This is a genomic window from Demequina sp. NBRC 110054, assembly GCF_002090115.1.
Lineage (GTDB): Bacteria > Actinomycetota > Actinomycetes > Actinomycetales > Demequinaceae > Demequina.
On sequence record NZ_BBRK01000006.1, the window covers coordinates 444,979 to 469,749 of the forward strand.

General features: G+C 70.9%; 21 protein-coding genes. 10 read left to right on the forward strand and 11 right to left on the reverse strand.

Annotated features, from left to right (window positions below):
• Positions 1-100 precede the first annotated feature (100 nt).
• The gene (locus B7K23_RS14700; RefSeq protein ID WP_143338325.1) at positions 101-1,771 is read right to left on the reverse strand and encodes a hypothetical protein; all 1,671 of its coding nucleotides are present in this window, start codon (positions 1,769-1,771) and stop codon (positions 101-103) included.
• Between the two features lie 292 nt (positions 1,772-2,063).
• Positions 2,064-3,761, reverse strand: a complete 1,698-nt coding sequence (ilvD, locus tag B7K23_RS14705; RefSeq protein ID WP_084127430.1) for a dihydroxy-acid dehydratase — start codon at positions 3,759-3,761, stop codon at positions 2,064-2,066.
• Positions 3,762-3,856: 95 nt separating this feature from the next.
• Between ilvD and B7K23_RS14710 the strand changes: the two genes are divergently transcribed.
• The 5 genes from B7K23_RS14710 (at position 3,857) to B7K23_RS14730 (ending at position 8,195) form a co-directional block, all read left to right on the forward strand.
• Positions 3,857-4,618, forward strand: a complete 762-nt coding sequence (locus B7K23_RS14710; RefSeq protein ID WP_084127431.1) for a MerR family transcriptional regulator — start codon at positions 3,857-3,859, stop codon at positions 4,616-4,618.
• Positions 4,619-4,782: 164 nt separating this feature from the next.
• Positions 4,783-5,526, forward strand: coding sequence for an NADPH-dependent FMN reductase (locus B7K23_RS14715; RefSeq protein WP_084127432.1), 744 nt, complete (start codon positions 4,783-4,785; stop codon positions 5,524-5,526).
• Positions 5,527-5,669: 143 nt separating this feature from the next.
• Positions 5,670-6,233: an NADPH-dependent FMN reductase gene (locus tag B7K23_RS14720; protein ID WP_084127433.1), complete on the forward strand. Its 564-nt coding sequence runs from the start codon at positions 5,670-5,672 to the stop codon at positions 6,231-6,233.
• 177 nt (positions 6,234-6,410) lie between these two features.
• Positions 6,411-7,724 (forward strand): deoxyribodipyrimidine photo-lyase, encoded by a 1,314-nt coding sequence (locus B7K23_RS14725; protein WP_084127434.1) that lies wholly within the window; start codon positions 6,411-6,413, stop codon positions 7,722-7,724.
• 93 nt (positions 7,725-7,817) lie between these two features.
• Positions 7,818-8,195 (forward strand): DUF1801 domain-containing protein, encoded by a 378-nt coding sequence (locus B7K23_RS14730; protein ID WP_084127435.1) that lies wholly within the window; start codon positions 7,818-7,820, stop codon positions 8,193-8,195.
• Here B7K23_RS14730 and B7K23_RS14735 read toward each other — a convergent pair.
• A complete protein-coding gene (locus B7K23_RS14735) occupies positions 8,192-9,142 on the reverse strand; it encodes a 2-hydroxyacid dehydrogenase (RefSeq protein WP_084127436.1) in 951 nt (316 codons plus the stop codon). The two genes, B7K23_RS14730 and B7K23_RS14735, sit on opposite strands and share 4 nt — an antisense overlap.
• 86 nt (positions 9,143-9,228) lie before the next feature.
• The gene (locus tag B7K23_RS14740) at positions 9,229-10,512 is read right to left on the reverse strand and encodes an ROK family transcriptional regulator (protein WP_159451444.1); all 1,284 of its coding nucleotides are present in this window, start codon (positions 10,510-10,512) and stop codon (positions 9,229-9,231) included.
• 154 nt (positions 10,513-10,666) lie between these two features.
• Between B7K23_RS14740 and xylA the strand changes: the two genes are divergently transcribed.
• The 5 genes from xylA (at position 10,667) to B7K23_RS14765 (ending at position 16,666) form a co-directional block, all read left to right on the forward strand.
• Complete coding sequence (gene xylA / locus B7K23_RS14745) at positions 10,667-11,860, forward strand: xylose isomerase (protein ID WP_084127438.1); 1,194 nt, start codon at positions 10,667-10,669, stop codon at positions 11,858-11,860.
• Positions 11,861-12,012: 152 nt separating this feature from the next.
• Complete coding sequence (gene xylB, locus B7K23_RS14750) at positions 12,013-13,452, forward strand: xylulokinase (protein ID WP_084127439.1); 1,440 nt, start codon at positions 12,013-12,015, stop codon at positions 13,450-13,452.
• Positions 13,453-13,581: 129 nt separating this feature from the next.
• Positions 13,582-13,878 carry a hypothetical protein gene (locus tag B7K23_RS15790; protein WP_084127440.1) on the forward strand — a complete coding sequence of 99 codons (297 nt, stop codon included), beginning with the start codon at positions 13,582-13,584 and terminating at the stop codon, positions 13,876-13,878.
• A 77-nt stretch (positions 13,879-13,955) separates the two neighbouring features.
• Positions 13,956-15,278, forward strand: coding sequence for an anaerobic C4-dicarboxylate transporter family protein (locus tag B7K23_RS14760; protein WP_084127441.1), 1,323 nt, complete (start codon positions 13,956-13,958; stop codon positions 15,276-15,278).
• Positions 15,279-15,322: 44 nt separating this feature from the next.
• The gene (locus B7K23_RS14765; RefSeq protein WP_084127442.1) at positions 15,323-16,666 is read left to right on the forward strand and encodes a M20/M25/M40 family metallo-hydrolase; all 1,344 of its coding nucleotides are present in this window, start codon (positions 15,323-15,325) and stop codon (positions 16,664-16,666) included.
• Here the strand turns inward: B7K23_RS14765 and B7K23_RS14770 are convergent.
• The 7 genes from B7K23_RS14770 to B7K23_RS14800 form a co-directional block, all read right to left on the reverse strand.
• Positions 16,663-18,831 (reverse strand): heavy metal translocating P-type ATPase, encoded by a 2,169-nt coding sequence (locus B7K23_RS14770; RefSeq protein ID WP_084127443.1) that lies wholly within the window; start codon positions 18,829-18,831, stop codon positions 16,663-16,665. The two genes, B7K23_RS14765 and B7K23_RS14770, sit on opposite strands and share 4 nt — an antisense overlap.
• A 211-nt stretch (positions 18,832-19,042) precedes the next feature.
• The gene (gatB, locus tag B7K23_RS14775) at positions 19,043-20,566 is read right to left on the reverse strand and encodes an Asp-tRNA(Asn)/Glu-tRNA(Gln) amidotransferase subunit GatB (protein ID WP_084127444.1); all 1,524 of its coding nucleotides are present in this window, start codon (positions 20,564-20,566) and stop codon (positions 19,043-19,045) included.
• Positions 20,563-22,068: an Asp-tRNA(Asn)/Glu-tRNA(Gln) amidotransferase subunit GatA gene (gene gatA / locus B7K23_RS14780; RefSeq protein ID WP_084127445.1), complete on the reverse strand. Its 1,506-nt coding sequence runs from the start codon at positions 22,066-22,068 to the stop codon at positions 20,563-20,565. Before gatA ends, gatB begins: the two co-directional genes overlap by 4 nt.
• Positions 22,065-22,364, reverse strand: coding sequence for an Asp-tRNA(Asn)/Glu-tRNA(Gln) amidotransferase subunit GatC (gene gatC / locus B7K23_RS14785; RefSeq protein WP_062201587.1), 300 nt, complete (start codon positions 22,362-22,364; stop codon positions 22,065-22,067). Before gatC ends, gatA begins: the two co-directional genes overlap by 4 nt.
• Positions 22,365-22,429: 65 nt before the next feature.
• Complete coding sequence (locus B7K23_RS14790) at positions 22,430-23,008, reverse strand: GNAT family N-acetyltransferase (protein ID WP_084127446.1); 579 nt, start codon at positions 23,006-23,008, stop codon at positions 22,430-22,432.
• A gap of 91 nt (positions 23,009-23,099) precedes the next feature.
• Positions 23,100-23,912 carry a hypothetical protein gene (locus B7K23_RS14795; RefSeq protein WP_143338327.1) on the reverse strand — a complete coding sequence of 271 codons (813 nt, stop codon included), beginning with the start codon at positions 23,910-23,912 and terminating at the stop codon, positions 23,100-23,102.
• A gap of 5 nt (positions 23,913-23,917) precedes the next feature.
• A complete protein-coding gene (locus B7K23_RS14800) occupies positions 23,918-24,727 on the reverse strand; it encodes an OmpA family protein (protein WP_084127448.1) in 810 nt (269 codons plus the stop codon).
• Between the last annotated feature and the right edge of the window lie 44 nt (positions 24,728-24,771).

A 24,771-nucleotide genomic window follows, 5' to 3' on the forward strand; every position in this document is an offset into this window, starting at 1 on the left:
CCTCGCGCGCCCCTCGTCACGAGCAACGCCTCGTATGAGGAACGCCCGCTGGCGCCCGTCGGTTGGGGCATCACTCCTCGACTACTGCATCAGGTCCCGACTACTGCATCAGGTACAGCCCCGTGCCGGAGCTGCCAGGCGCGATCAGCAGCCTCAGGATCTTGCCGTCGGGGCTCGCGTACGGGACTCCCGCGTCGAACCAGTCGCCGTCGAGCGACAGCGGCGCTGCCGCCGTGAGGTCCTTCGACACCACGAGCGACTGGACGTCGGTCGTGTCGCACGCGGCCGCGCGGACGATGAAACGGTTGCCGGCGACCTTCACCGAGCCGCTGAGCCCATCGATGCGGACCTTCGAAGCGTCACCGGACTCGACGGCGATTGCATACACGGAGCTTCCCGAGCCGAAGCCGAGCGTCGTGGAGTCGGCGGTCCAGACCGGGCGCCGGGTCGTGTCTGCATCAGACCGCGCGATCACCGTGCCACTGGCGTCCGCGATGACGACCGCGGTGTCGTTGCGGTGGTCCCCTCCCACGGTGACGATCGCGAAGTGGTCGCCGTCCGGTGACCACACGGCGGTGTGGCGGTCCCATGCGCTCAGCAGGAAGCCGGAGTACTCGGCCTCGGGCCCGACGTTCACCCAGCCCGCCGTGTAGGCGCCCTCATAGCCCGAGGCCCTCTTGATGAGCGTGGCGCCTTGGAGCCCGTCCCGGTCAGCGTCGCCGAACACGACGAGCCCGCTGCCGTCGGGCGCGAACGAGGGGAAGCCCACGTGCGACAGCACCGACTCTTCGGTGCCGTCGACCAGGTCGACGAGGTAGACGTTGGTGTAGTAGCTCCACACCATCCGGTAGCGAGACGACGTGAATGTGCCGCCGTAGGCGATCGCGAGCCCGCCCGGCTCGAAGTCGTAGCCGTTGATCCGATTCGCCGTCGCCACCACTGTCGACGAGCCGTCGCGCAGGTCGTAGACCACGAGGTCGTGGTCGCCGTCGTCGTTCTTGCTCACGTAGGCGAGCTGATCACCCTCGTGCGACCAACGCACGGGGCTGAGGGTCTCGGGCGAGTAGTCCTTTGAGATGTTCGTCGCGGAGCCGTCGGCATCGATCAACCACACCTGCGCGCCGTTGCGCTGAAGCATCGCCACCGCGTGCTGACCGTCGGGCGCCCACTCGAGCGAATCCAGTTCCGAGGGCTTCACCTTCTTCAGGTCGCTCACCCACGAGATCTCGTCTGTGCCCTCGCCCGGGGTCGAGTCCCCGCGATCAGCTGACACATTGAAGTTGATGTCAGCGAGCGTGTCGTCGTCGGTCGACGGATAGGTGCACTTCGCGAGCGAGGAGAGCTCGACGTCCGCGAACACGTCGACCTGCTCGGGAGCATCGAGCGTGCGGGCCGGATCGGACTCGGGCGTCGCCGAGGGCGACGGCGCGGCGGAAGCCGATGGAGACGCCGAGACGGTGACCTCGGGAACCGCGTCCTCGACGGGCGCATCCGAGGCGTCAGCGGCACTGATCGGCGCGGTCGTTGTCTCGGCGGCGCTCGACGCGGTGGCGGACGCCGTCGCAGAGGCGGCTGGCGCAGCGTCGTCGTCTCCGTCCGACATCAACGCACCAGCGGTGAGGCTGACGCCGACCACCAGGACGAGGACGCCGATGGCCGAGCCCCACGCGACGGGTCGGCGGAGGGCGCTCCACCAGCGAGTCTCGGAGCGAGGAGCCACCGGCGCGGTGCCGGCGCCGTCGCCGGGCCCTTCCCCGCCCTCGCCGCTCACCAGGTCCACCTCGCCCCTCGAATCTTCACCACTGCGCTCTCACCCCTCGCAACTCAGGCCGTCAACCCCCGTCGACGGCCGGTCTCGTGAACCGTATCGAGCACCCGCGCCGGCCGGGTGTCCCCCTGGTCACGAACCGGTCACGACTTGGTGTCGGAGGCTCCGACCACACCCGCCCGGCGCAGGTCTCACCCTTAGAACGGGGCAGACGCGGGATCGGTTGGGGTGGGATCCCGAAGACCGCCGAGGGCCCCGGGAGCATGCTCCCGGGGCCCTCGAAACCGCGTGCGGATCAGGCGAGGATCGCGCCCTTGGAAGCCGACTGCACCAGCTTCTGGTAGCGGCCGAGCACGCCCTTGGTGAAGCGCGGCGCGATGGGCTCCCAGCCCACCTTGCGGGCCTCCATCTCCTCCTCGGTGACGTGCAGCTCGAGCGAGCCGTCCGCGACGTTGAGGGTGATCTTGTCTCCGTCCTTGACGAACGCGATGGGGCCGCCGTCAACGGCCTCGGGGGCCATGTGGCCGACGCACAGGCCGGTCGTGCCGCCCGAGAAGCGACCGTCGGTCACGAGCAGCACGTCCTTGCCCAGGCCCGCACCCTTGATTGCCGCGGTGATGGCGAGCATCTCGCGCATGCCGGGTCCGCCCTTGGGGCCCTCGTAGCGGATGACGACGCAGTCGCCCTTCTTGATCTCGCCGGCCTCGAGCGCGTCGAGCGCCGCGCGCTCGCGGTCGAAGACACGCGCCGTGGCCTCGAACACCGAGTCGTCGAAGCCCGCGGACTTCACGACGGCGCCCTCGGGGGCGAGCGAGCCCTTGAGGATCGTGATGCCGCCCGACTTGTGGATCGGGTTGTTGAGCGCACGGACCACGCGGCCGTCGATCGTGGCCGGCTTGAGCTCGGCCATGTTCTCCGCGAGCGTCTTGCCGGTGACGGTCATGACGTCGCCGTGCATGAGGCCCGCCTCGAGCAGCGTGTTCATGACCGCGGGCACGCCGCCCACGCGGTCGACGTCGTTCATCACGAACTGGCCGAACGGCTTGAGGTCGCCCAGGTGCGGGACGTCGGCCGCGATCCGCGCGAAGTCGTCGAGCGTGAGGTCGACCTCGGCCTCGTTCGCGATCGCGAGGAGGTGCAGCACCGCGTTGGTCGAGCCGCCGAAGGCCATGACGACGGCGATCGCGTTCTCGAACGCCTCCTTCGTCATGATGTCGCGCGCCGTGATGCCCTTCTTGAGCATGTTCACGACGGCCTCGCCCGACTTGTGCGCGTAGTAGTCGCGGCGGCGGTCGGGGCTGGGCGGGGAGGCGGAGCCAGGCACCGACATGCCCAGCGCCTCGCCGACGGAGGCCATCGTGTTGGCGGTGTACATGCCGCCGCACGCGCCCTCGCCGGGGCAGATCGCCTTCTCGATCGCGAGGCGGTCCTCCTCGGACATGAGGCCAGCGGAGCACGCGCCGACGGCCTCGAACGCGTCGATGATCGTGACGTCCTTGCTCGTGCCGTCGGACAGCGTGACGTGGCCCGGCATGATCGAGCCCGCGTACAGGAACACCGAGGCGAGGTCGAGGCGCGCGGCGGCCATGAGCATGCCGGGCAGCGACTTGTCGCAGCCCGCGAGCAGCACGGAGCCGTCGAGACGCTCGGCGAGCATCACGGTCTCGACCGAGTCGGCGATGAGGTCGCGCGACACGAGCGAGTAGTGCATGCCCTCGTGGCCCATCGAGATGCCGTCGGAGACGGAGATCGTGCCGAACTCGAGCGGGTAGCCGCCGGCGGCGTGCACACCCTCCTTCGAGCCCTGCGCGAGGCGCTGGAGGGACAGGTTGCAGGGGGTGATCTCGTTCCACGAACTGGCGATGCCGATCTGGGGCTTCGCGAAGTCGTCGTCGCCGAGGCCCACGGCACGAAGCATGCCGCGCGAGGCAGTCGCCTCGAGGCCATCGGTCACCTGGCGGGAACGGGGCTTGATGTCCGGCGTCTCTGTCATGAGGCTGAGTCTAGGACCGGGACGATGCGTGTTCTCGCGCACGCGCAGAAACACGGGTTGCGCTTGACGTGGCGTCAACTTCTACGCTGGTCATCATGACGACGACGGACACCACCTGGGACACCGCGCAGGTCGCCCGCATGAGCGGGGTGACGAGCCGCACCCTGCGCCACTACGACGCGACAGGCCTGCTCTCCCCCGCCTGGACGGGATCCGACGGCCGCCGCCACTACGGCCGCGAGGAGCTGCTGCGCCTGCAGCACATCCTCACCCTGCGCGAGCTCGGCACGAGCCTCGACCGCATCGGCCAGATCGTCGACGCCGACGATCCCACGACCACGGTCGCGCTCCTGCGCGACCACCTCGGCGCCCTCACCGCCGAGCGCGACCGCTACGCACGCCTCGCCTCGACGGTGGCGCGCACCATCGACTCTCTCGAGAGAGGCAGACCCATGACCGACGACCAGCTGTTCGACGGCTTCGCCCACAAGAAATACGAGCCCGAGGCCCGCGAGCGCTGGGGCGACGACGCCGTCGACCGCTCCAACGCGAAGTGGGAGGCTCTCGGCAAGGACGGCCAGCAGCGCCACCTCGACACGCACCGCGAGGTGGTCGAGGCGCTCGGAGCCGCGATCCGGGTCGGCTTCGCGCCAGACAGCCCCGAGGTGCAGGAGATCGTCGCGAAGCACTACGCGTGGGTCTCGCTGTTCTGGACCCCGACCCTGGAGACGTACAAGGGCCTCACGCAGATGTACGTCGACGACGAGCGCTTCCGCCGCAACTACGACGAGGTCGCGCCAGGCGCCGCCGAGCTGCTGCGGGACGCCGCCGACGTCTGGGCGGACAGGAACCTGTAGGCCCCGCGAGGCGAAGCCAGAAGGCCGAGCCGAGGCCCGCGCCGCGGCCCCAGAAATTCTTGGACGCTTGCGGAATAGAGAAGGACCTTGCCAGGTTGTGCCCCTCAGCAGGGCGGATGGAACCTCGCGCGATGACGGTCGTGCCTGACTGAAAGGCATGACCCATGGCTCATTTCGGACTGATGATCGGCCCCCTCCCCGAGGCTCGCACCACTCGACGGCTCGCGGCGCTGATCCACCGCCTGATGCCACAGGGGCACCAGCTCACCGAGCTGCTCTACACCGCGTTGCCCGGCCACACCCCGTACACCGATGTGCCGACCCCCGCCGCGGGCCTCGAATGGCAGCGCACGGTGGCCTCGCTCGACGCGCTCATCATCGTCGCACCCACGCACACCCGCTCGATCCCTGGGGTGCTCAAGAACGCCCTCGACTGGGCCGGCGCCGACTCCGACACCGGCCAGCTCGCGGGCAAGCCGGTGGCGATCGCGGGTGCGGCCGCCGAGGGTCAGGCGACGTTCGCGGCACTGCAGCACCTGCGCACCGTCCTCGTGGACGCCGGGGCGACGCTGCTGGGTCAGCCCGAGCGCAGCCTCGAGATCTCCGAGTTCGCGCTCGAGGACGGCGGCCAGTGCACCGACCCCGTGCTGTTCGGGAAGGTCCAGGAGCTCCTCGGCGCAGCGGTGGGTCACGCTCTGCACGAGATCCGCGCCGCCGAGGCGCGGCACGGCATCCTGAGCGGCGGCGCGGGCCCGTCCCCGATCAGCCCGATGTCCGGCATCCCGACGCAGGAGTCGACCGCACCGATGAGCCCGCCCGTGGGTGTCCCGGTGCGCCAGTCGATCGGGCCCGTGAGCCCGGCGACGGGCGTCGTCGCCGTTCCGGGAGCCGCGCATCCGGCCAGGTGAGACACCTTTCTCAACACCTGTAAGACATTCGATTTGCTTGTATCGCCAACCTCTTGGAATAGTTGAATTGTCATCCAAGTTGTAGATGGCAGCGGCGCGGACGCCGCGCCCACCCCTTCACTCTTTCCAGAGGAGACCTCGTCATGCCCCGCATCGGAATCATCGTCGGCTCGACCGCGAGCGCGTCCATCAACCGGAAGGTCGCCAAGGCCATGGCCACCTACCTGCCCGAGGGCTTCGAGGTCGAGTTCCTCGACTTCTCGGCGCTGCCCTTCTACAACTACGAGCTCGAGGCGGAGTGGCCGGCCGAGGCGACAGCGTGGAAGAACTCGATCGAGTCGGCCGACGGGATCATCATCGTCACCCCCGAGTACTCGCGCTCGATCCCGGGCGCCCTCAAGAACGCGCTCGACTGGTCCGCCCGCCCGTGGGGCAAGGCCTCCTTCAACGGCAAGCCCACCGCAGTCATGGGCGCATCGGTGGGCGCGAGCGGCGCCGCGATGGCGCAGCAGCACCTGCGCAACATCCTCGCGCACTTCAACGCCCCGACCATGGGTCAGCCCGAGACCTTCTTCCACTTCAACGCCGAGGTCTTCGGCGCCGACGGCTCCGTCCAGGACGAGTCCACGGCCGCCGTCCTGCGGGGCTTCGCCGAGGCCGCCGCGGCCTTCATCGGCTCGCACGTGACCGAGCCCGCCTCGGCGTAACCACACACCTGTCCCCGTCCCCCACCCCCGGACGGCGAGGGCATCGAGGCGCGCCGTCACTGTCGCGCCATCGACGGAGGGCCCGTCGGACCTGGAGAACCCAGGTGCGGAGGGCCCTTCGCCATGCCACGGGCTCCCAAGCGGAATTCTGGGCCGGTCCGGCGCCTTGATACAGGCATGACTCTGTGGTGGGCACGACGCGACCTTCGGCTGGCCGACAACCCCGCACTCCTCGAGGCCCAGGCAGACGGACCCGCCGCCGCGGTGTTCGCCTGGACCCCCGCGCTTCACTTCTGGTCGGGCCGGCGCCGCGCGCACCTCGCACGCGTCCTCTGGAGCCTCGATCAGGACACCGACGGAGCACTCGGAGTCCGGCGCGGCCCGGCCCCCGACGTCGTCCTGGCGGCCGCCCGCGAGACCGACTCCCGCATCGTCCATGCGGCACGCGAGTTCAGCCCCGCCGGGGTGCGCGAGCAGGAGGAGGTACGCGCGGCGCTCGAGGCTGACGGCCGCGAGCTGCACCTGATCGGCAGCCCGTACGCCGTCGCCCCCGGCCGCGTCACCAAGTCCGACGGGACCCCGTACAAGGTGTTCACGCCCTTCTCGCATGCGTGGCGCGACCACGGCTGGCACTCCCCCGCCCCTACGGCGGACGCGTCTTCGATGCGCGCGCTCACCTCCGACATGAGCCTCGACCAGCAGGCGGCGCACGGCGACGCCGAGGACCCGCTGTCGGAGACCCACGAGTTCCGCGAGTCGCAGATCCTTGAGGACCTGCGAGCCTTCATCGAGGGCGATCTGGCTCGCTACGCCGCCGAGCGCGACCGCCCCGACCTCGACTCCACGTCGCACCTGTCGGTGCCGCTCGCCTTCGGCCAGCTCCACCCGCGCACGATCCTCGCCGCCACGGGCGCCGTGAGGTCCGATGCGGCGCGCGTGTTCGAGTCCGAGGTCGCCTGGCGGGAGTTCCACGCGGACGTCCTCCACCATCATCCGTCGGCCCAGAGGGAGTCCCTCACCCCGGTGCTCCCGGACGATGCGTGGGTCACCGGACGTGATGCGAACGATGCCTTCCGCGCGTGGCGCCTGGGCGAGACGGGCTTCCCGCTCGTCGACGCCGGGATGCGCCAGCTCGCCGCGACGGGGACGATGCACAACCGGGTCCGCATGGTCGTCGCGAGCTTCCTGGTGAAGGACCTCCATGTGCCGTGGCAGCGGGGCGCCGACCACTTCAGGCGCGCTCTGCTCGACTACGACCACGCCCAGAACCAGCTCAACTGGCAGTGGGTCGCGGGCACCGGCAGGGACGCCTCCCCTTTCTTCCGGATCTTCAATCCCGAGACCCAGGCGGAGAAGTTCGACCCCGACCGGCGCTACCGGCGGAGGTGGATCCCCGAGCTCGACACGCCCGGGTATCCGATGCCGATGGTCGACCACAAGGCCGAGCGCGAGGTGTCGCTCGCGGCACTGAAGCAGCGCAAATCGGTCTAAAAAGGGCGCTCGAGCGCCTATTTAGCGCACATTCGGGCCACTTTTGTCTGTGGCGTGGGTCACATTTCGGGGCCGACGCGTTACTTTGGGGGTATGGCGTATGACGACGTGGATGCCTGGCTGGCTCACTACGACAACCCCATGCGGGATGTCGTCCAGCGTGTGCGCCTGATTCTGCTGTCGTCTGACGACCGCATCGACGAGTGCATCAAGTGGAAGACGCCGACCTTCACCTACAAGGGGAATCTCGCCTCGTTCTTCCCGAACTCGCGCAACCACGCGACGCTGATGTTCCACCACGGGGCGCTCATCCCGGGCAAGTACCCGCACCTCGAGGGCTCCGGCAAGGCGGGCCGAGTCATGAAGATCGCCTCGATCGCCGAGGCTGAGGAGTACCGCGAGGAGATCGGCGAGATCGTCGCCTCGTGGATCCAGTGGCGCGACTCGATGGAGCACGCGGCCGCGTCCTAACGCGAAGCGGACCCCACCATCACGGCGTTGACGAGCTCGCCTCCCGAGCGCAGCGCCTCCACCTGTCGGCGCACCAGATCCGTGTAGCGATGGTTGGTGAGCACCTCGAAGCCCGCGATGTGCGGCGTGATGAGGCAGTTCGGCGCGGACCATAGCGGGTGCCCCTCGGGCAGCGGCTCGGGGTCCGTGACGTCGAGCGCCGCGTGCAGCCGGCCGGACTTGAGCTCCCCCAGCAGCGCGTCGGTGTCGACCACCTTGCCGCGGCCGACGTTCACGAGCAGCGCGCCGTCGGGCATCGCGGCAAGGAACTCGGCATTCACGAGCTTGTCAGTCGACTCGTCGTGCGGCGTCACGATCACCACGACGTCGAAGTCGGGAAGCAGCGCAGGCAGGTCGGCGACGGCGTGGACCGCGGTGCCGTCGGGCGCGGTGCGAGCGGAGCGCGCGACGCCCTCCACGTGCACCTCGCAGGCCCGGAAGCGCACCGCGATCGCCTCGGCGATCGAGCCATAGCCGACGATCAGCGCGCGCGAGTCCGCGAGCGAGGGCGTCCACGGGTCCTGCTCCCACACGCCGCGATGCTGCGCCTCGACGTACTGCGGCAGCCTGCGGCGGGACATGAGCGCGAGCGCGAGCGTCGCCTCGGCGACGCGAGTGTCGTGCACTCCCCTGGCGTTCGCGAGCACCACGCCGTCGGGCACGAGGTGCGCGACGTGCTCGAAGCCCGCGCTCGGGATCTGGATCGCCTTGAGGTTGGTGCACGCGCCCATACGGCCGTACACGTGGCGCCCGCCGTGCAGGTGAGGGACGCACACTAGGTCGATGCGATCGCGCTCGGCCTCGGGGGCGTCGCTCTCCTTGGGGCTCCACAGCACCAGGCGGACATCGTCTCCGAGGTCCCCCAGCGCGTCGGCCACCTCCTGGTCGGGCACGGCGACGGTGATCATCCCGCCAGTCTGGCACGTGCCTGGAAGGCGCCGGTGCGACGTTGGCACCTTCCGGCGCCCCGTCCGGCCCCTTGGCGCCGCCCCCGTCAGGCCGACTGTCGCAGAGCCGCGACGCGCTGCGCGAGCTGCGCGGGATCCCGCAGGTAGCCCAGCAGGAAGACCTCGGCGGCGCCGACCAGGTGCACGCGCGAGCCGAGCTCCGCGCGCACGACCCGCATCCCGCCCACCATGGGCGCGAACGAGTCGGCCGTGACCGCCTCCGCGAGCCGGTCGGGCGCGACGGTCCACAGCGACCCGAGCGCGCCGCCCAGGACGACGAGCGAGGGGTTGAACACCGACGCGAGGTCACCGATCGCGCCCGCGAGGATCCCGACCTGGCGGTCGATCTCGGCCTCGACCTCGGTACGCCCGCGAGCCGCTGCGAGCTCGTCGTCCAGGTCCCGCAGGTCCAGGTCGTCCTTGCCGAGCGCGGCGAGGAGCCGGCGCAGGTTCACCTCGGTCTCGAGGCAGCCGGTGCGACCGCAGTGGCAGCGCTCCCGACCCCCATCGACGCGAGTGTGGCCGTACTCGCCCGCGTAGCCGTCGCGCCCGCGCAGGGTCGCGCCGCCCAGGACGGCGCCGCCACCGATGCCCGAGTAGGAGCCGTTGAGGTAGACGAGGTCGGCGATGCCGCGGCCCGCGCCGAAGACGGCCTCGGCGACGGTCGCGACGCGCGCGTCGTTGCGGACCGCGACTGGCAGGCCCAGCGCGTCGCTCAGGAGCGCCCCGAACGGGATGTCGTGCCAGTCCATGTGGGGCGCGTCGACGACCACCCCGTCGGCCGCGCGCACGAGGCCGGGCACGGCGCAGCCCACGCCGATCACGACCACGGGCTCGGGCAGCGACGCGAGCGCCTCGGACGCGAGCTCGGCGACGAGGCTCACGATCTCCGCCGGCCGTGAGCGGCCCCCCGTGGTGCGTCGCAGGCGCGCGAGCAGCGAGCCGCCAAGCCCGACCACCCCCACTGTGACGGCGTCGAGGTCGGGGTAGACCGCGAGCGCGGCGATGTCCCGCGCGGGATACACATGAGCGCTCGGGCGCCCACGGCCGACGTGCTCGGACGGCGACACCTCGTGGACCAGGCCACCCTCGACGAGCTCCGCGACGACCTTGAGCACGGTCGAGCGATTCAGCCCGGTGAGCTTCGTCAGCTCGGCGCGCGTGACGCCAGGCCGGTGATGGACGGCGGTGAGGATCGTCGACAGGTTGTGCCTGCGCGTGTCCTCGGGCCCGGATCCGACGCCGGGCACCAGGACGGCGCCGGGCAGCGAGGCGGGCGTCGCGGGCACGACTCCGGCGGCAAGGGTGGGTGCGATCTCCGCGTCCGTCACCGCTGCCTCCTGTCGACTCTCACCTCGTCGTGCCATCGCCCCTCATCGCATCGTCCCTGGCTCCACCGATCCTAGGCGTGGCGTTTGACACGGCGACCCTACGGCTTTAAGTTTACAGCATCAACTATTGATCGACGAAGATCGGAGCACGACCATGGCGCCCACCCCCACGCGTGACGACAAGTTCACGTTCGGACTCTGGACCATCGGCTGGAACGCGGCGGACCCGTTCGGATCCGCGACGCGCGGCCCCCTCGACGCCGTGGAGGCGATCCACAAGCTCTCCGAGCTCGGCGCCTACGGCATGACCTTCCACGATGACGACCTCTTCCCCTTCGGGTGCTCCGAGGCTGACCGCCGCGCCGCGATCGACGCCCTCAAGAAGGCGTGCGACGAGACCGGCATGGTCATCCCGATGATCACCACCAACACGTTCTCGCACCCCGTGTTCAAGGACGGCGGCGTCACCTCCAACGACCGCGCCGTGCGTCGCTTCACGATCCGCAAGATCCTGCGCAACATCGACCTGGCCGCCGAGCTCGGCGCCAAGACGTTCGTCATGTGGGGCGGCCGCGAGGGCGCCGAGTACGACTTCTCGAAGGACATCCGCGTCGCGCTCGAGCGCTACCGCGAGGCCGCCAACCTCTTCGGCGACTACGTGCTGGAGAAGGGCTACGACCTCAAGTTCGCGATCGAGCCCAAGCCGAACGAGCCCCGCGGCGACATCCTGCTGCCGACGGTCGGTCACGCGATGGCGTTCATCGACACGCTCGACCACCCCGAGCTCGTCGGCCTCAACCCCGAGGTCGGCCACGAGCAGATGGCGGGCCTGAACTTCACCGCGGGCATCGCGCAGGCGCTGTACCAGGGCAAGCTGTTCCACATCGACCTCAACGGCCAGCGCGGCATCAAGTACGACCAGGACATGGTCTTCGGCCACGGCGACCTGATCAACGCGTTCTCGCTCGTCGACCTGCTCGAGAACGGCGGCCCTGACGGCACGCAGTCGTACACCGGCCCCCGCCACTTCGACTACAAGCCCTCGCGCACCGAGGACATCGACGGCGTCTGGGAGTCCGCGCGCGCCAACATGCGCATGTACCTGCTGCTCAAGGAGCGCGCCGCGGCCTTCCGCGCCGACCCCGAGGTGCAGGAGGCCCTGCTGGCCGCCAAGAACGACCAGCTCGCCGCCACGACCCTCGCCGCGGGCGAGACCACCGCTGACCTGCTCGCCGACACCTCCGCCTACGAGAGCTTCGACCCCGAGGTCTACTTCGACGGCGAGGGCTTCGGCTACGTCCGCATCCAGCAGCTGGCCGTCGAGCACCTCATGGGCGCACGCGGCTGATCCACCCTCGGGCGGTGCGTTCCCTCAGGCCGCGCCGCCCGACCTCCCGGGGCACGCATCCTCCTTCCTGGCGTGGCCCCGGCCCCTGGCGGACCCGACACCTCTCCAGCCGGGTCCGCCAGGGCCTCCTCAACCTCCCGAAAGGATCCGCGATGACCCTCGTCGCCGGAGTCGACTCCTCGACCCAGAGCTGCAAGGTGGTCGTCCGCGACCTCGAGACCGGAGAAATCGTCCGCACCGGGCGCGCCTCGCACCCCGACGGGACGTCCGTCGACCCCCAGGCGTGGTGGGACGCGCTCGTCGCCGCCATCGGGGACGCGGGAGGCCTCGCCGACGTCTCCGCGATCTCGATCGGCGGTCAGCAGCACGGCATGGTCACCCTCGACGCGAACGGCGAGGTGGTGCGCGACGCGCTGCTGTGGAACGACACCCGCTCGGCCGGCGCCGCGGCGGACCTCATCGCGGAGTTCGGTGCCGACACGCTCGCCGCGCGTACCGGCCTGGTCCCCGTCGCCTCCTTCACGTCGACCAAGCTGCGCTGGCTGCGCGACGCCGAGCCCGACAACGCCGCCCGCGTCGCCGCCGTCGCCCTCCCCCACGACTGGCTGACCTGGCGCCTGCGCGGCTTCGGGCCTGCCGCATCGTCCGTCCGCGGCCCCGCCCTCGACGAGCTCACGACCGACCGTTCGGACGTGTCCGGCACCGGCTACTGGAACCCCGCGACGGGCGAGTACGACCGTGACCTCCTGGTCGCCGCGCTCGGCCACGACGCCGTGGTCCCGCGCGTGCTCGGGCCTGGCGAGAGCGCCGGCACCGGGATCGTCGACACCTCCGCCACGGGGACGATGCTGGACGACGTCGTCGTCGGCCCGGGAGCGGGCGACAACGCGGCCGCAGGCCTGGGCCTCGGTGCGGTCGCTGGCGACGTGGTCGTCTCGCTCGGCACGTCGGGCACCGTGTTCGCGGTCACCGAGGCCACGAGCGAGGACCCCACGGGCACCGTGGCGGGCTTCGCGTCGGCCTCGGGCGAGTTCCTGCCGCTCGTGTGCACCCTCAACGCGGCGCGCGTCCTCGACGCGTTCGCCCGCGTGCTCGGCGTCGACCACGACGAGCTCGGACGCCTCGCACTCGACGCCCAGCCCGGCGCCGGCGGCGCGGTGCTCGTGCCCTACTTCGAGGGCGAGCGCACCCCCAACCTCCCCGACGCGACCGCGACGCTCTTCGGCCTGACACTGCTGTCCACGACCCGCGAGAACCTCGCGCGCGCCGCGGTCGAGGGCATGCTGTGCGCACTCGCCGACGGCGTCGAGGCGATCCTCGCGCAGGGCGTCGAGGCCAAGCGGCTGCTGCTGGTCGGCGGCGCTGCCCAGAACCCCGCGGTGCAGGCCATCGCGGCGCAGGTGTTCGGCGTCCCGGTCGAGATCCCCACGCCCGGCGAGTACGTCGCCGCAGGCGCCGCGGTGCAGGCCGCGTGGGCGCTCACGGGATCGCGCCCGACGTGGGCCGTGGACGTCGTCGCCGCTCCCCCGGTGGATCACCGGCCGCTGATCCTCGAGCGCTACCGCGAGGTCGCCGGCACCTACTCCGCCTGACCCTCCTCAGGGTGACTCTCAGGGGTTCCCCTCATCCGGAAGGGGTAGACGGAACACTCCCTATGGCCGATGCGCGCGTACGCGCGCACAGGGCAACCTCGAGGCATGCACAAGCCAAGGGGGAACGTCATGAGCCGCGCAGTGCTTGAGGAGCAGTTCGTCGTCCTGCCACCGCGCGCGCCCTCGCGCCTCGCCGAGCCATCCTGGTCCGCGGCCCCGGTCGCGACCGACGCCCCTCAGGTCCGCGCGCCCGCGGCGCTCGGCGCCACGGGCGCGCGCCGCCGAGGCGTGGCGGAGACGATGCGCGCCGTGCGCGACGCGGTGCTGTGGACCCTGCGCGCGGTCGGCGCGGTGCTCGGGATCGCGGTCGCGTCGCTCACGGTGGCGGCGCTGATGTTCGTGCAGCGAGTCCTCCACCTCGGCTGACTCTCGCCGCGCGACCCGCATCCCCCGCGCGTAGGGTGCCGAGAAGGGGCCCGTCACGGCCCGCACCAGGGGGTCACGTGAACGTCACCTTCGTCCTCGAGGCGATCGTCGTGCTGGGCTCGATCGTGCTCGGCACGCGGGCGGGCGGCGTCGGCATCGGCATCTGGGGCGGCGTCGGGACATTCGTGCTCGTGTTCGTGTTCGGCGAGGCTCCCGGCGAGGCCCCCGGGGCGGCGATGGCGATCATCCTCGGCGTCGTCACGAGCGCGGCCCTCATGCAGGCCGCCGGCGGGATCGACTGGATGGTCGCGATGGCTGCCCGCGTGATCGAGAAGCGGCCCCGGCAGATCACGCTCATCGCCCCCGTGACCGCATTCCTGTTCACCGCGGGCGCAGGCACGGGAAACATCGTCTATCCGCTCCTGCCCGTGATCTACGACGTGTCGTACAAGAACGGCGTCCGCCCGTCCAAGCCGCTCACCGTCACGGTCGTGCAGTCGGGCATCGCGCTCGCCGCCTCGCCGGTGTCCGCGGCGATGGCCGCGATGCTGACCCTCACCGACGTCGCGCCCTACGACCTGGGGCTGGCCGGCATCCTCGCGATCACCTTCCCCGCGTGCCTGGCCGGGATCGTCGTCACCTCCCTGGTCGTGGGACGGCTGGGCGGCAAGGACATCGCGGACGACCCCGAGATCCAGGCGCGCATCGCCGAGGGCCACCTCGCTCCCCCGTCGTCCTCGGACACGGCAGCCTCCTCAGCTCTCACCTACACCGCGCGCGGACGCAACGCGGCTCTCGCGTTCCTCGCGGGCGTCCTCGCGATCGTGGTCTTCGGGATCTTCCCCGACCTGCGCCCCGAGTTCGCCGACATGACCACGACGATCGTCCTCGTGATGCTCGTCGTCGGCGCCCTGATCCTCGCGGTCGGCAGGCCGAAGATCGACGAGGTCCCCGACCAGTCGGTGTTCAAGGCGGGCATGGTCGCGGCGATCGCGCTGTTCGGCATCGCGTGGCTCACCGCGACGTTCATCGCCGCGCACGAGGAGTACATCGTGACGACCGTCGGCGGCTGGGTGACCGACTTCCGCTTCATCTTCGCGATCGCCGTCTTCCTGGTCGCCGCGATGACCACGAGCCAGTCGACGGCCACCCGCACGATCGTTCCGATCGGGCTCGCCGCGGGCCTGCCCGTCGGGGTCGCCACGGGCATGTGGGCGGGCGCGCTCGGCGGCGTCTACACCCTTCCGGCCAACGGCCCCCAGATCGCCGCCGCCAACTTCGACCAGACGGGCTCCACGCGGCTCGGCACCAAGCTCGTGGACCACAGCTTCTTCGTCCCGATGCTCGTCCTGTCGGTCACGACCGTGGCGGTAGGTTCGATCATCGGCGCATTCTTCTGACCCGGTGCCGCGCGCACCGCCCCCGAGCGAAAGGCAGCTTCCTCATGACCACCTCCGACGTCCAGGCGACCGTCCGCGAGCTCATGCCCGGCGTGATCGCCGACCTCGAGGAGCTCATCGCGATCCCGTCCATCGCCTTCCCCGGATACGACGAGAAGCCCGTGATGACGATGGCCGAGGTCACGCTCGAGAAGTTCAGGGCCGCGGGCTTCGAGGACGCGCGATTCATGGACGTGCCGACGGGCTACCCGCCCATCTACGGGGAGATCCCCGGCCCCGAGGGCGCCCCGACCGTCGTCCTGTACGCCCACTACGACGTCCAGCCCGCGCACGCCTCCCAAGGCTGGAGCAGCGACCCGTGGACGCCGACCCGCAAGGAGGACGGCCGGATCTACGGCCGCGGCGCCTCGGACGACAAGAGCGGCCTGGTCACGCACCTCGGCATGATGCGCGCGTTCGACGGCAAGCCTCCCGTGACGCTGCGCCTCATCCTCGAGGGCATGGAGGAGACCGAGAGCAACCTCGAGGAATTCGTCGAGACCCACCCCGAGCTGTTCGAGTGCGACCTCTTCGTCATCTGCGACATGGGCAACATCCGCGTCGGCGACCCGGTGATGACGACGGCGCTGCGCGGCGACGTCGCGTGCGTCGTCAAGGTCTCGACGCTCGAGCACCCGCTGCACTCGGGCGTGTTCGGCGGCGCCGCCCCCGACGCGATGATGGCCCTCGCGCGCTTGCTCACCACCCTCCAGGACGATGCGGGCAACGTGGCGGTCGAGGGCGTCACGGGCGGCTCGTGGTCAGGGGCGGACCTGACCGAGGACGACTTCCGCGCGATGGCGGACATGCTTCCCGGCGTCTCCCTCGCCGGGACGGGCACCGTCGCGGACCGGCTCTGGGCCAAGCCCTCGATCAACGCGATCGGCATCGACACGACGAGCATCGCCGACTCCTCGAACGTCATCCACCCCGAGGCGAGCGCGAAGGTCTCGATGCGCATCGTCCCTGGATCCGACCCCAAGGAGGAGCTCGCCGCGCTCGTCGCACACCTCGAGACGCACGCGCCGTGGGGCGCGAAGGTTGAGGTGACCCCGATGAAGGCCGCGCCGCCGTACCGCGTGAAGACCGACGGCGCCGGCTACGCGGCGGCGCGCGACGCGATGGCCGAGGCGTTCGGGAAGCCGTGCGACGAGGCGGGCTCGGGTGGGTCGATCCCGCTGCTGCAGACCCTCGAGGACGCCTCCCCCGGCGCGGAGTTCGTGCTGTGGGGCCCCGAGGACACCGCGCAGGCGCGCATCCACGCGTCCGACGAGTCGGTCGACCCCAAGGAGATCGAGCGCATGATCGTCGCGCAGGTGCTGCTGCTTCAGAAGCTGGCCCAGCGCTAGGAGACGTCCTCCGGCGCAAGGCTCACCCGGCGCAGCAGCTGCGCGTTCGCGGCGACGATGATCGTGGACAGGCTCATCGCGAGCGCCGCGATCGCGGGCGGCATCGTGATGCCCCACGGCGCGAGCACGCCCGCGGCGAGCGGGATCGCGATGACGTTGTACCCCGTCGCCCACACGAGGTTCTGGCGCATCTTGCGGTACGTCGCGCGCGACAGCTCGATCGCGCCGAGCAGGCCGCGCGGGTCCGAGGACGCGAGCACGAGGCCAGCAGCCTCCATCGCGACGTCGGTGCCGGCGCCGATTGCCACGCCCACGTCCGCCCTGGCGAGCGCGGGAGCGTCGTTGACACCATCCCCGACCATCGCGACGCGGCGACCCTTGCGCTGAAGGTCGGCGACCGCATCGTCCTTGTCCTCGGGGAGCACCTCGGCGTAGACGTCGTCGATGCCGAGCTCGCCGGCGACCGCGTCCGCGACGGCCTGCGAGTCGCCGGTGAGCAGCGCCACGGACACGTCGCGCGCGTGGAGAGCGTCGATCGCGGCGCGCGATTCCTCGCGGATCGGGTCGGACGTCGTGAATGCCCCCGCGACCGCGTCGCCGACCACCACGTACAGGACCGAGCCTCCGGAGTCGCGCCACTCCTCGGCGACGTTCGCGATCTGGTCCGGCTCGGACAGGTCGAGCTCGTCGAGGAGCGCGGGTCCGCCGACCGCGACGGTCTCGCCGTCCACCGTCGCGCGCACTCCACGGCCGGGAAGCGTGTCGATGTCGTCGGCCTCCGGGATGTCGAGCCCCGCGTCGGTGGCCGCCTTCACGACGGCGCGGCCCACCGGGTGCTCGGAGTCGGACTCGACCGCGGCCGCGAGCGCGAGCATGCGGTCCTCTCCGTCCGGGTCGACCGAGGCCTTGTCGGTCAGCTCGTGGGCACCCTGCGTGAGGGTTCCGGTCTTGTCGAACAGCACGGCATCCACGAGGCGCATCTGCTCGAGCGCGCCCGAATCCTTCACGAGGATGCCCTGCTTCGCGGAGACCGAGGTCGAGATCGCGACCACGAGCGGGATCGCGAGGCCCAGCGCGTGCGGGCACGCGACGACGAGGACCGAGACCGCCCTGATCAGCCCCGTGCCAGGGTCGCCCATCGCCGCGTTGACCGCGAAGGTCGCGACGGCCGCCGCGAGCGCGATGTAGAACAGCCACTCGGCGGCCCGGTCCGCGAGGCGGCGAGTGCCCGAGCGCGACGCCTGCGCGTCGCTGACCATCCGCTGGATGCCTGCGAGCGCGGTGTCGTCGCCGATGGCCGTGATCTCGACCCGCAGCGAGCCGTCTGTCGCGACCGTGCCCGCGACCACGCGGTCGCCCTCACCGCGGCTCACGGGCTCGGACTCGCCAGTCACCATCGACTCGTCCATGCTCGCCTCACCCGAGACGATGCTGCCGTCGGCGGGCACGCGCCCACCGGGGCGGACGACGACGGTGTCGCCTTCCGCGAGGTCCGACACCGACACGTGTTCGGTGCCGTCCCCGGTCACCCGTTCCGCATCGTCCGGCAGCAGCTCAGCGAGCGCCTGCAGCGCGCCCTGAGCCTGGCCGACCACCTTCAGCTCCTGCCAGTGACCGAGGAGCATCACGACCACGAGGGCCGCAAGCTCCCACCAGAAGTCAAGGTCGGCGAGCCCGAGAGTCGAAGCGACCGAGGCGCCGAACGCGACCGTGATCGCGAGCGAGATGAGCGTCATCATGCCGGGCTTGCGGTCCCGCAGCTCGTCGCGCCAGGCCATCGTCAGGAACGGACGCCCGCCCCACGCGAAGATCGCGGTGCCGAGGATCGGCGGGATCCAACCGCTGAGCGGCAGGTCGTAGCCGAACCAGCCCTCGATCGTCGACGAGAACGCGATGACAGGGACCGCGAGCGCGAGGTTCCACCAGAAGTACCGGCGGAACATCATCGCGTGGCCCGAGTGGTCGGTGTGGTGCGAGTGGTCGCCGTGGCCCTGGTGCGCGTCGTGGGTCTCGTGCGCGTCGTGGGTCTCGTGCGCGTCGTGGGTCTCGTGCGCGTCGTGGGTCTCGTGCGCGTCGTGGGTCTCGTGCGCGTCGTGGGTCTCGTGCGCGTCGTGCTGATCAGTGCCCGATTCGTGCGTCGTGTCGTGGGCTGTGCCGTGCTGCATGAATACCTCCTGGAGGGGACAACGCATTCACGGTAGGGATTCCATCCCACTGGAAGGTCAAGCCCTTGAGGCGCCGTCGCGGCTCCCGCCCGCTCCGCGCGGCCAGGCGCTGCGTCCCGAGGTCCCCCGGGGACACGCGAGCTGGATCCCCCTGGACACGCGAGAGGGGCCCGCCCCGCAGGACGAGCCCCTCATCGAGTACAGCGGCGGTTCAGCCCTCCACGCCGGCGCGCTGCAGGATGATCTCCCGCACGCGTCCCGCGTCGGCCTGACCGCGCGTGGCCTTCATGACCGCGCCGACGATCGCGCCGGCGGCCTGGACCTTTCCGTCCTGGATCTTCTGGAGCACGTCGGGCTGCGCCGCGAGCGCCTCGTCGACGGCCTTCTCGAGCGCCGAGTCGTCCGAGACGACCTCGAGCCCGCGAGCCTCGACGACGGCGGTCGGCGAACCCTCGCCCGCGAGCACGCCCTGGAGCGCCTGCCGTGCGAGCTTGTCGTTGATGCGGCCCGAGTCGACGAGCGACTGCAGCTCGGCCACGTCCGCGGGCGTCACCGCGAGAGCGTCGAGCGAGGTCTCCTGCTCGTTCGCGACGCGCGCGAGCTCGCCCATCCACCACTTGCGGGCGGCCTGCGGGCTCGCACCGGCCTCCACCGTGGCGATGAGCAGCGGGATCGCGTCGGCGGCGACCACGTCGCGCATCTCGAGGTCGGAGAAGCCCCACTCGTCCTTCAGGCGCGCGCGCATCTTGGCGGGGTGCTCGGGGATGGTGCCCCGCAGCTCCTCGACCCACTCGCGCGACGGCTCGACGGGCAGCAGGTCGGGCTCCGGGAAGTACCGGTAGTCCTCGGCCTCCTCCTTGGAGCGACCCGACGTCGTGGACTCGGTGTCCTCGTGCCAGTGGCGGGTCTCCTGGTGGACCGGCTTGCCGTCCGACAGCAGCGCGGCCTGGCGGCCCGCCTCGAAGTGGATCGCCTTCTCGATCGCGCGGAGCGAGTTGACGTTCTTGGTCTCGGAGCGCTTGCCGAACGGCACCGCCGACTGGTCGTCGCCCGCGGGGGCCTTGGGACGCAGCGACAGGTTCACGTCGGCGCGCACCGAGCCCTGGTCCATGCGGCCGTCGGAGATGCCGAGACCGCGGACGATGTCGCGGATCGTCGCGACGTACGCGCGAGCGACCTCGGCGGTGCGCGAGCCCATGCCCTCGATCGGCTTGGTGACGATCTCGACGAGCGGGACGCCGCCTCGGTTGTAGTCGACCAGCGAGTAGTCGGCGCCCTGGATGCCGCCGGAGCCACCCACGTGGGTGTTCTTGCCGGCGTCCTCCTCCATGTGCGCGCGCTCGATGCCGATCTGCACCACGGTGCCGTCGTCGAGGACCACATCAAGCGAGCCCTCGTAGCAGGTCGGCTCGTCGTACTGCGAGATCTGGTAGTCCTTCGCAAGGTCCGGGTAGAAGTAGTTCTTCCTCGCGAAGCGGCTCGACTCGCGGATCGAGCAGCCGAGCGCGAGACCCAGACGGATCGCCGACTCGACGGCCTTCTCGTTCGTCACCGGCATGGCGCCGGGAAGCCCCAGGCAGACCGGGCACACCTGCGTGTTCGGCTCGGCGCCGAACTCGTTGGCGCAGCCGCAGAACATCTTGGTCTTCGTGTTGAGCTCCACGTGGACCTCGATGCCGAACACCGGGTCGAAGTCCTCCATGGCCTCGTCGTAGCTCGTCAGCGCGGTGCTCACTCGGCCACCTCCAGCTCGGGGGCCTGCGCAGTCAAGGCGCCACCCCACTCCTCGGTCAGCGAGGCCTCGAGGGCCGCGCCGACGCGGTACAGGCGGGCATCCTCGTGCGCGGGCGCGAGGATCTGGAAGCCGACCGGCAGACCGTCCTCGGGAGCGACGCCCGCCGGCAGCGACATGCCGGGGATTCCCGCGAGGTTGGCGGGAATCGTGGCGACGTCGTTGAGGTACATCGCGAGCGGGTCGTCGAGGCGCTCACCGAGCTTGAAAGGCGTCGTGGGCGTCGTGGGCGACACCAGCACGTCGGCCTGCTCGAACGCCGCCGCGAAGTCGCGCTGGATGAGCGTGCGGACCTTCTGTGCGGAGCCGTAGTAGGCGTCGTAGTAGCCGGCCGACAGGGCGTACGTGCCGAGGATGATGCGGCGCTTCACCTCGTCGCCGAAGCCCTCGGCGCGGGTCGCGAGCATCGTCTTCTCGACCGTCTCCTTCTCGACGCGGAGGCCGAAGCGCACCGAGTCGAACTTGGCGAGGTTGGAGGACGCCTCCGACGGCAGGATCAGGTAGTACGCGGCGAGCGCGAACTCGAACGACGGGCACGAGACCTCGACGATCTCGGCGCCCATCGCCTTGAGCCGCTCGAGCGACTCCTCGAAGCGCTGCTCGACGCCGGCCTGATAGCCCTCGCCAGACAGCTCCTTGATGACGCCGACCTTCACGCCCGTGAGGTCCTTGGTCGCGCCCTGCATCGCGGCGTCGACGCAGGCCGGGACCGGCTCGTCGAGGCTCGTCGCGTCCTTGGGGTCGTGGCCGCCCATGACCTCGTGCAGCATCGCGGTGTCGAGCACCGTACGACCGCACGGGCCGAGCTGGTCCAGGGACGAGGCGAGCGCGATCGCGCCGTAGCGGGACACACCACCGTAGGTGGGCTTCACGCCGACCGTCGCGGTCACGGACGCGGGCTGGCGGATCGAGCCTCCGGTGTCCGAGCCGATCGCGAGCGGCGCCTCGAAGGCCGCGAGCGCCGCGGCCGAGCCGCCACCCGAGCCGCCCGGGATGCGGTCGAGGTCCCACGGGTTGTGGGTGGGGCCGTAGCCGGAGTGCTCGGTCGACGAGCCCATCGCGAACTCATCCATGTTGGTCTTGCCGAGGATCGGCATGCGCGCGGCCTTGAGGTTCGCGGACACGGTCGAGTCGTACGGCGGAATCCAGCCCTCGAGGATCTTGGAGCCGGCCGTGGTCGGCAGCCCCTCGGTCACGAGCACGTCCTTCACCGCGACCGGCACACCGGCCACGGCGGGCAGCTCGACGCCCGCGGCGCGGTCCTCGTCCACCTTGCGCGCGGTCGCGAGCGCACCCTCGGGGTCCAGGTGGAGGAAGGCGTGCACGGGTCCGTCGACGGCGGCGATGCGGTCGAGGTGCGCCTGCGTGAGCTCGACGCTCGTGACCTCGCCGGCCACCAGCGCGGCCGCCATCTCCGCGGCGGTCTTGCGGGTCCAGTCGGTCATGCCTCCTCCCCCAGGATCTGCGGGACGCGGAAGCGTCCCTCGTCGGCCTCGGGAGCGGCGGCGAGCGCACGCTCCTGCGGCAGCGAGGGCCTCACCTCGTCGGGGCGGTGGACGTTCGACATCGGGATGGGGTGGGAGGTGGCGGGCACGTCGGTGCCTGCTACCTCGGCGACCTTGGCCACGGCGTCGACGATGGCGGACAGCTGACCCGACAGGCGGTCGAGGTCGTCGTCCGTCATGTCGATGCGCGCGAGCGCGGCCAGCCGCGCCACGTCAGAGCGTTCGAGGGATGACATGCGGCCAGTCTAGTGGCGACGGAGCACTACGTCGGGGCCGGTGGCCCTGCTGCTCCCGGAGCCGATCACGGCTCCCAGGAGTAGCCCAGAAGCCTCGCGCCAGGAGGCTCGGCCGAGGCGTCGTCCGCGCGCCGCGCGGCCTCCTCGGGGCTGATCCTCTCCGCCTTCTCGTGGTCCACGAGCCAGTCGAGGTCGGGACGCCGCCGGAAGCCCATGGCCTCATACAGACGATGCGCCGCATGCATGGTCTCGAGCGTCGACAGGACGACGCGCGAGGCGCCGAGTTCGACCGCCTGGTCGAGCGCAGCCTTGGTGAGGGCGCGTCCCAGTCCGCGCCCACGTTCGAGCGGGGACACCGCGAGCATTCGCAGCTCGTACTCGTCGCCCGTCGCGAGCTCGGTGAAGCGGCTGCCCGGCGGGACGAGGGTGATGGTCCCGACCGCCGCGCCCTCTCCGTGGCCGCCGTCGGCGAGCATCAGCAGGATGGCGTCCTCGGCGCGGGTCTGGGCGTCGCGCAGCTGCGGCACGTAGGGGTGGGATTGGTCGACGAGTCCATCGGAGAGATACGCGAGGGCGGTGAGCGCACCGATCTCGGCAAGTCGGGAGTTCTCGTCGGGTGCGACTGCGCGGACGAGGAACGTCATCCGGTCGCCTCCTTCCGGGGTTCGAGGCTCAGGCGTCGTTGCCTGCCGTCAGTGTACGGAAACCGCGGCACGAGGGCCGAGTCGTGCTGTCCTACGCGTCCGTGGTGGGCTTGCCCTCGGGGTCGGTGGTCGCGGGCTTGTCCTCGCCGGACTGCGCGGACTTCGCGGCCTCGGCCTCACGCCGGCCGAGCGGCACCTGCAGCGCCTCGATCTCGGGCACGAACACGCTCCCCGTGTCGGCACCCCCATAGGAGCCGTAGGGACTCTCGACCTTGGGCGCGTGGCGACCGCGTCGTCTTCTCGAGGCGTGGGCCGGGGCCGCATGCTCGGCGTGCGGGGTCTCGGCCTCCGCGGCCTCGGGGTGTGTGGCCTCTACGACGCTCTCGGGGTCGGCGGCCGCCTCCGCGGCGGGTTCGGATTCGGGCTTCGGCGCAGCAGACCGACGCTTCGCGGCCCCGGGCGACGTGGACAACGAGGCGAACGTCGACACGGCCTCGCCGAGGGTGTCGACGTCCACGTCCTCCCTTTGAGGCTCGGTCGCGGCGGTCCGGGAGACCGGCTCCGACTCTGGCTCCGGCTCGTCAGCGGTCTGTGCAACGGTCTCGACCGCGGGGGCAGGCGCGGGGGCGGAAGGGCTCATCGGCTCCTCCACTGCCTCGTCGGCGGGCTCCGTGTCTGCCGTCACCACGTCCTCCGAGGACTCCGACTCGTCGGGGCCCCCATCTGCGGATGGCGCCTCGTCGGGGGTGTCTTCAACGGCCGCAGGCGCTTCGGCTGCGCGCTCGTCGGGCGCGGACACGACGTGCCCTCCGACCGTGTATCGCCGCAGGTAATAGCCCACGATCACACCGAGAATGAACGCGACCAGGAGCCAGAGCCAGGCCTCAGTCATGACAGCACTCATGATCGTCATCCCTCTTCCGTGATCGTGATCTCGACGCGTCGATTCTGTGCGCGCCCCGCCTCGGTGGCGTTGGAGGCGACCGGCGAGTCCTCGCCATACGCGGCGGTCTTCAGGAGGTCAGAGGGCACCCCGGCGCGCGCGAGGTACTCGGCCACATTGGCGGCCCGCTCCTCCGTGAGCTCCTGGTTCTCCTCCTCGGTGCCATACGAGTCGCTGTAGGCATCCAGGTGGACCGTGATGCCCTCGTGCGTCTCGAGAGCGTCGATGATGCTGTCGGCCACGGAGTCGAGCGACTTCTTGGCCTTCGACGTGAGATCGGAGGAGAAGGCCTCGAACAGCACTGGCTCGAAGTCGGGAAGCGGCGTGGTGGCGGTCTCGTCGGGAGTCGCGCTCGGCGACGCGGACTCGGCGGGCGAGGCCGTGTCGGAGGGCTCGGCGGACTCCGACGGCTCGTCGGTCGGGTCCTCGGAGGTCGACGTGGGCTCGGGCGTGGGGCTCGGGTCGAGAGACGCGTCCGCGGTGTAGGTCAGCGATGTGATGAGGGCGATGCCGTCCACGGCGGACGCGGCCGCCTCCTGATCCCCACTCGGCCCCCGCAGCTCGACCTCGCGATAGCGAACGTCGGCGACGACGACGTTCTCGAGGCCCGCCTCATCGAGCGCCTCCCGCGCCTGCGACTCCGCGGAAGAGGCGACCGACGCGGTGAAGCCCCAGGTGACGAGCGTGAGGGTGAGCGCGAGCCCGAGGAGCAGCAACCACCATCGGATGGGGCCGGCGACGTACCGCCGACCGTGCCCCTGGCCTTCGCCGTTCATCGTCACCCTCCTGACGTGCACGCGACACTGCGGTGTTTCCTGTC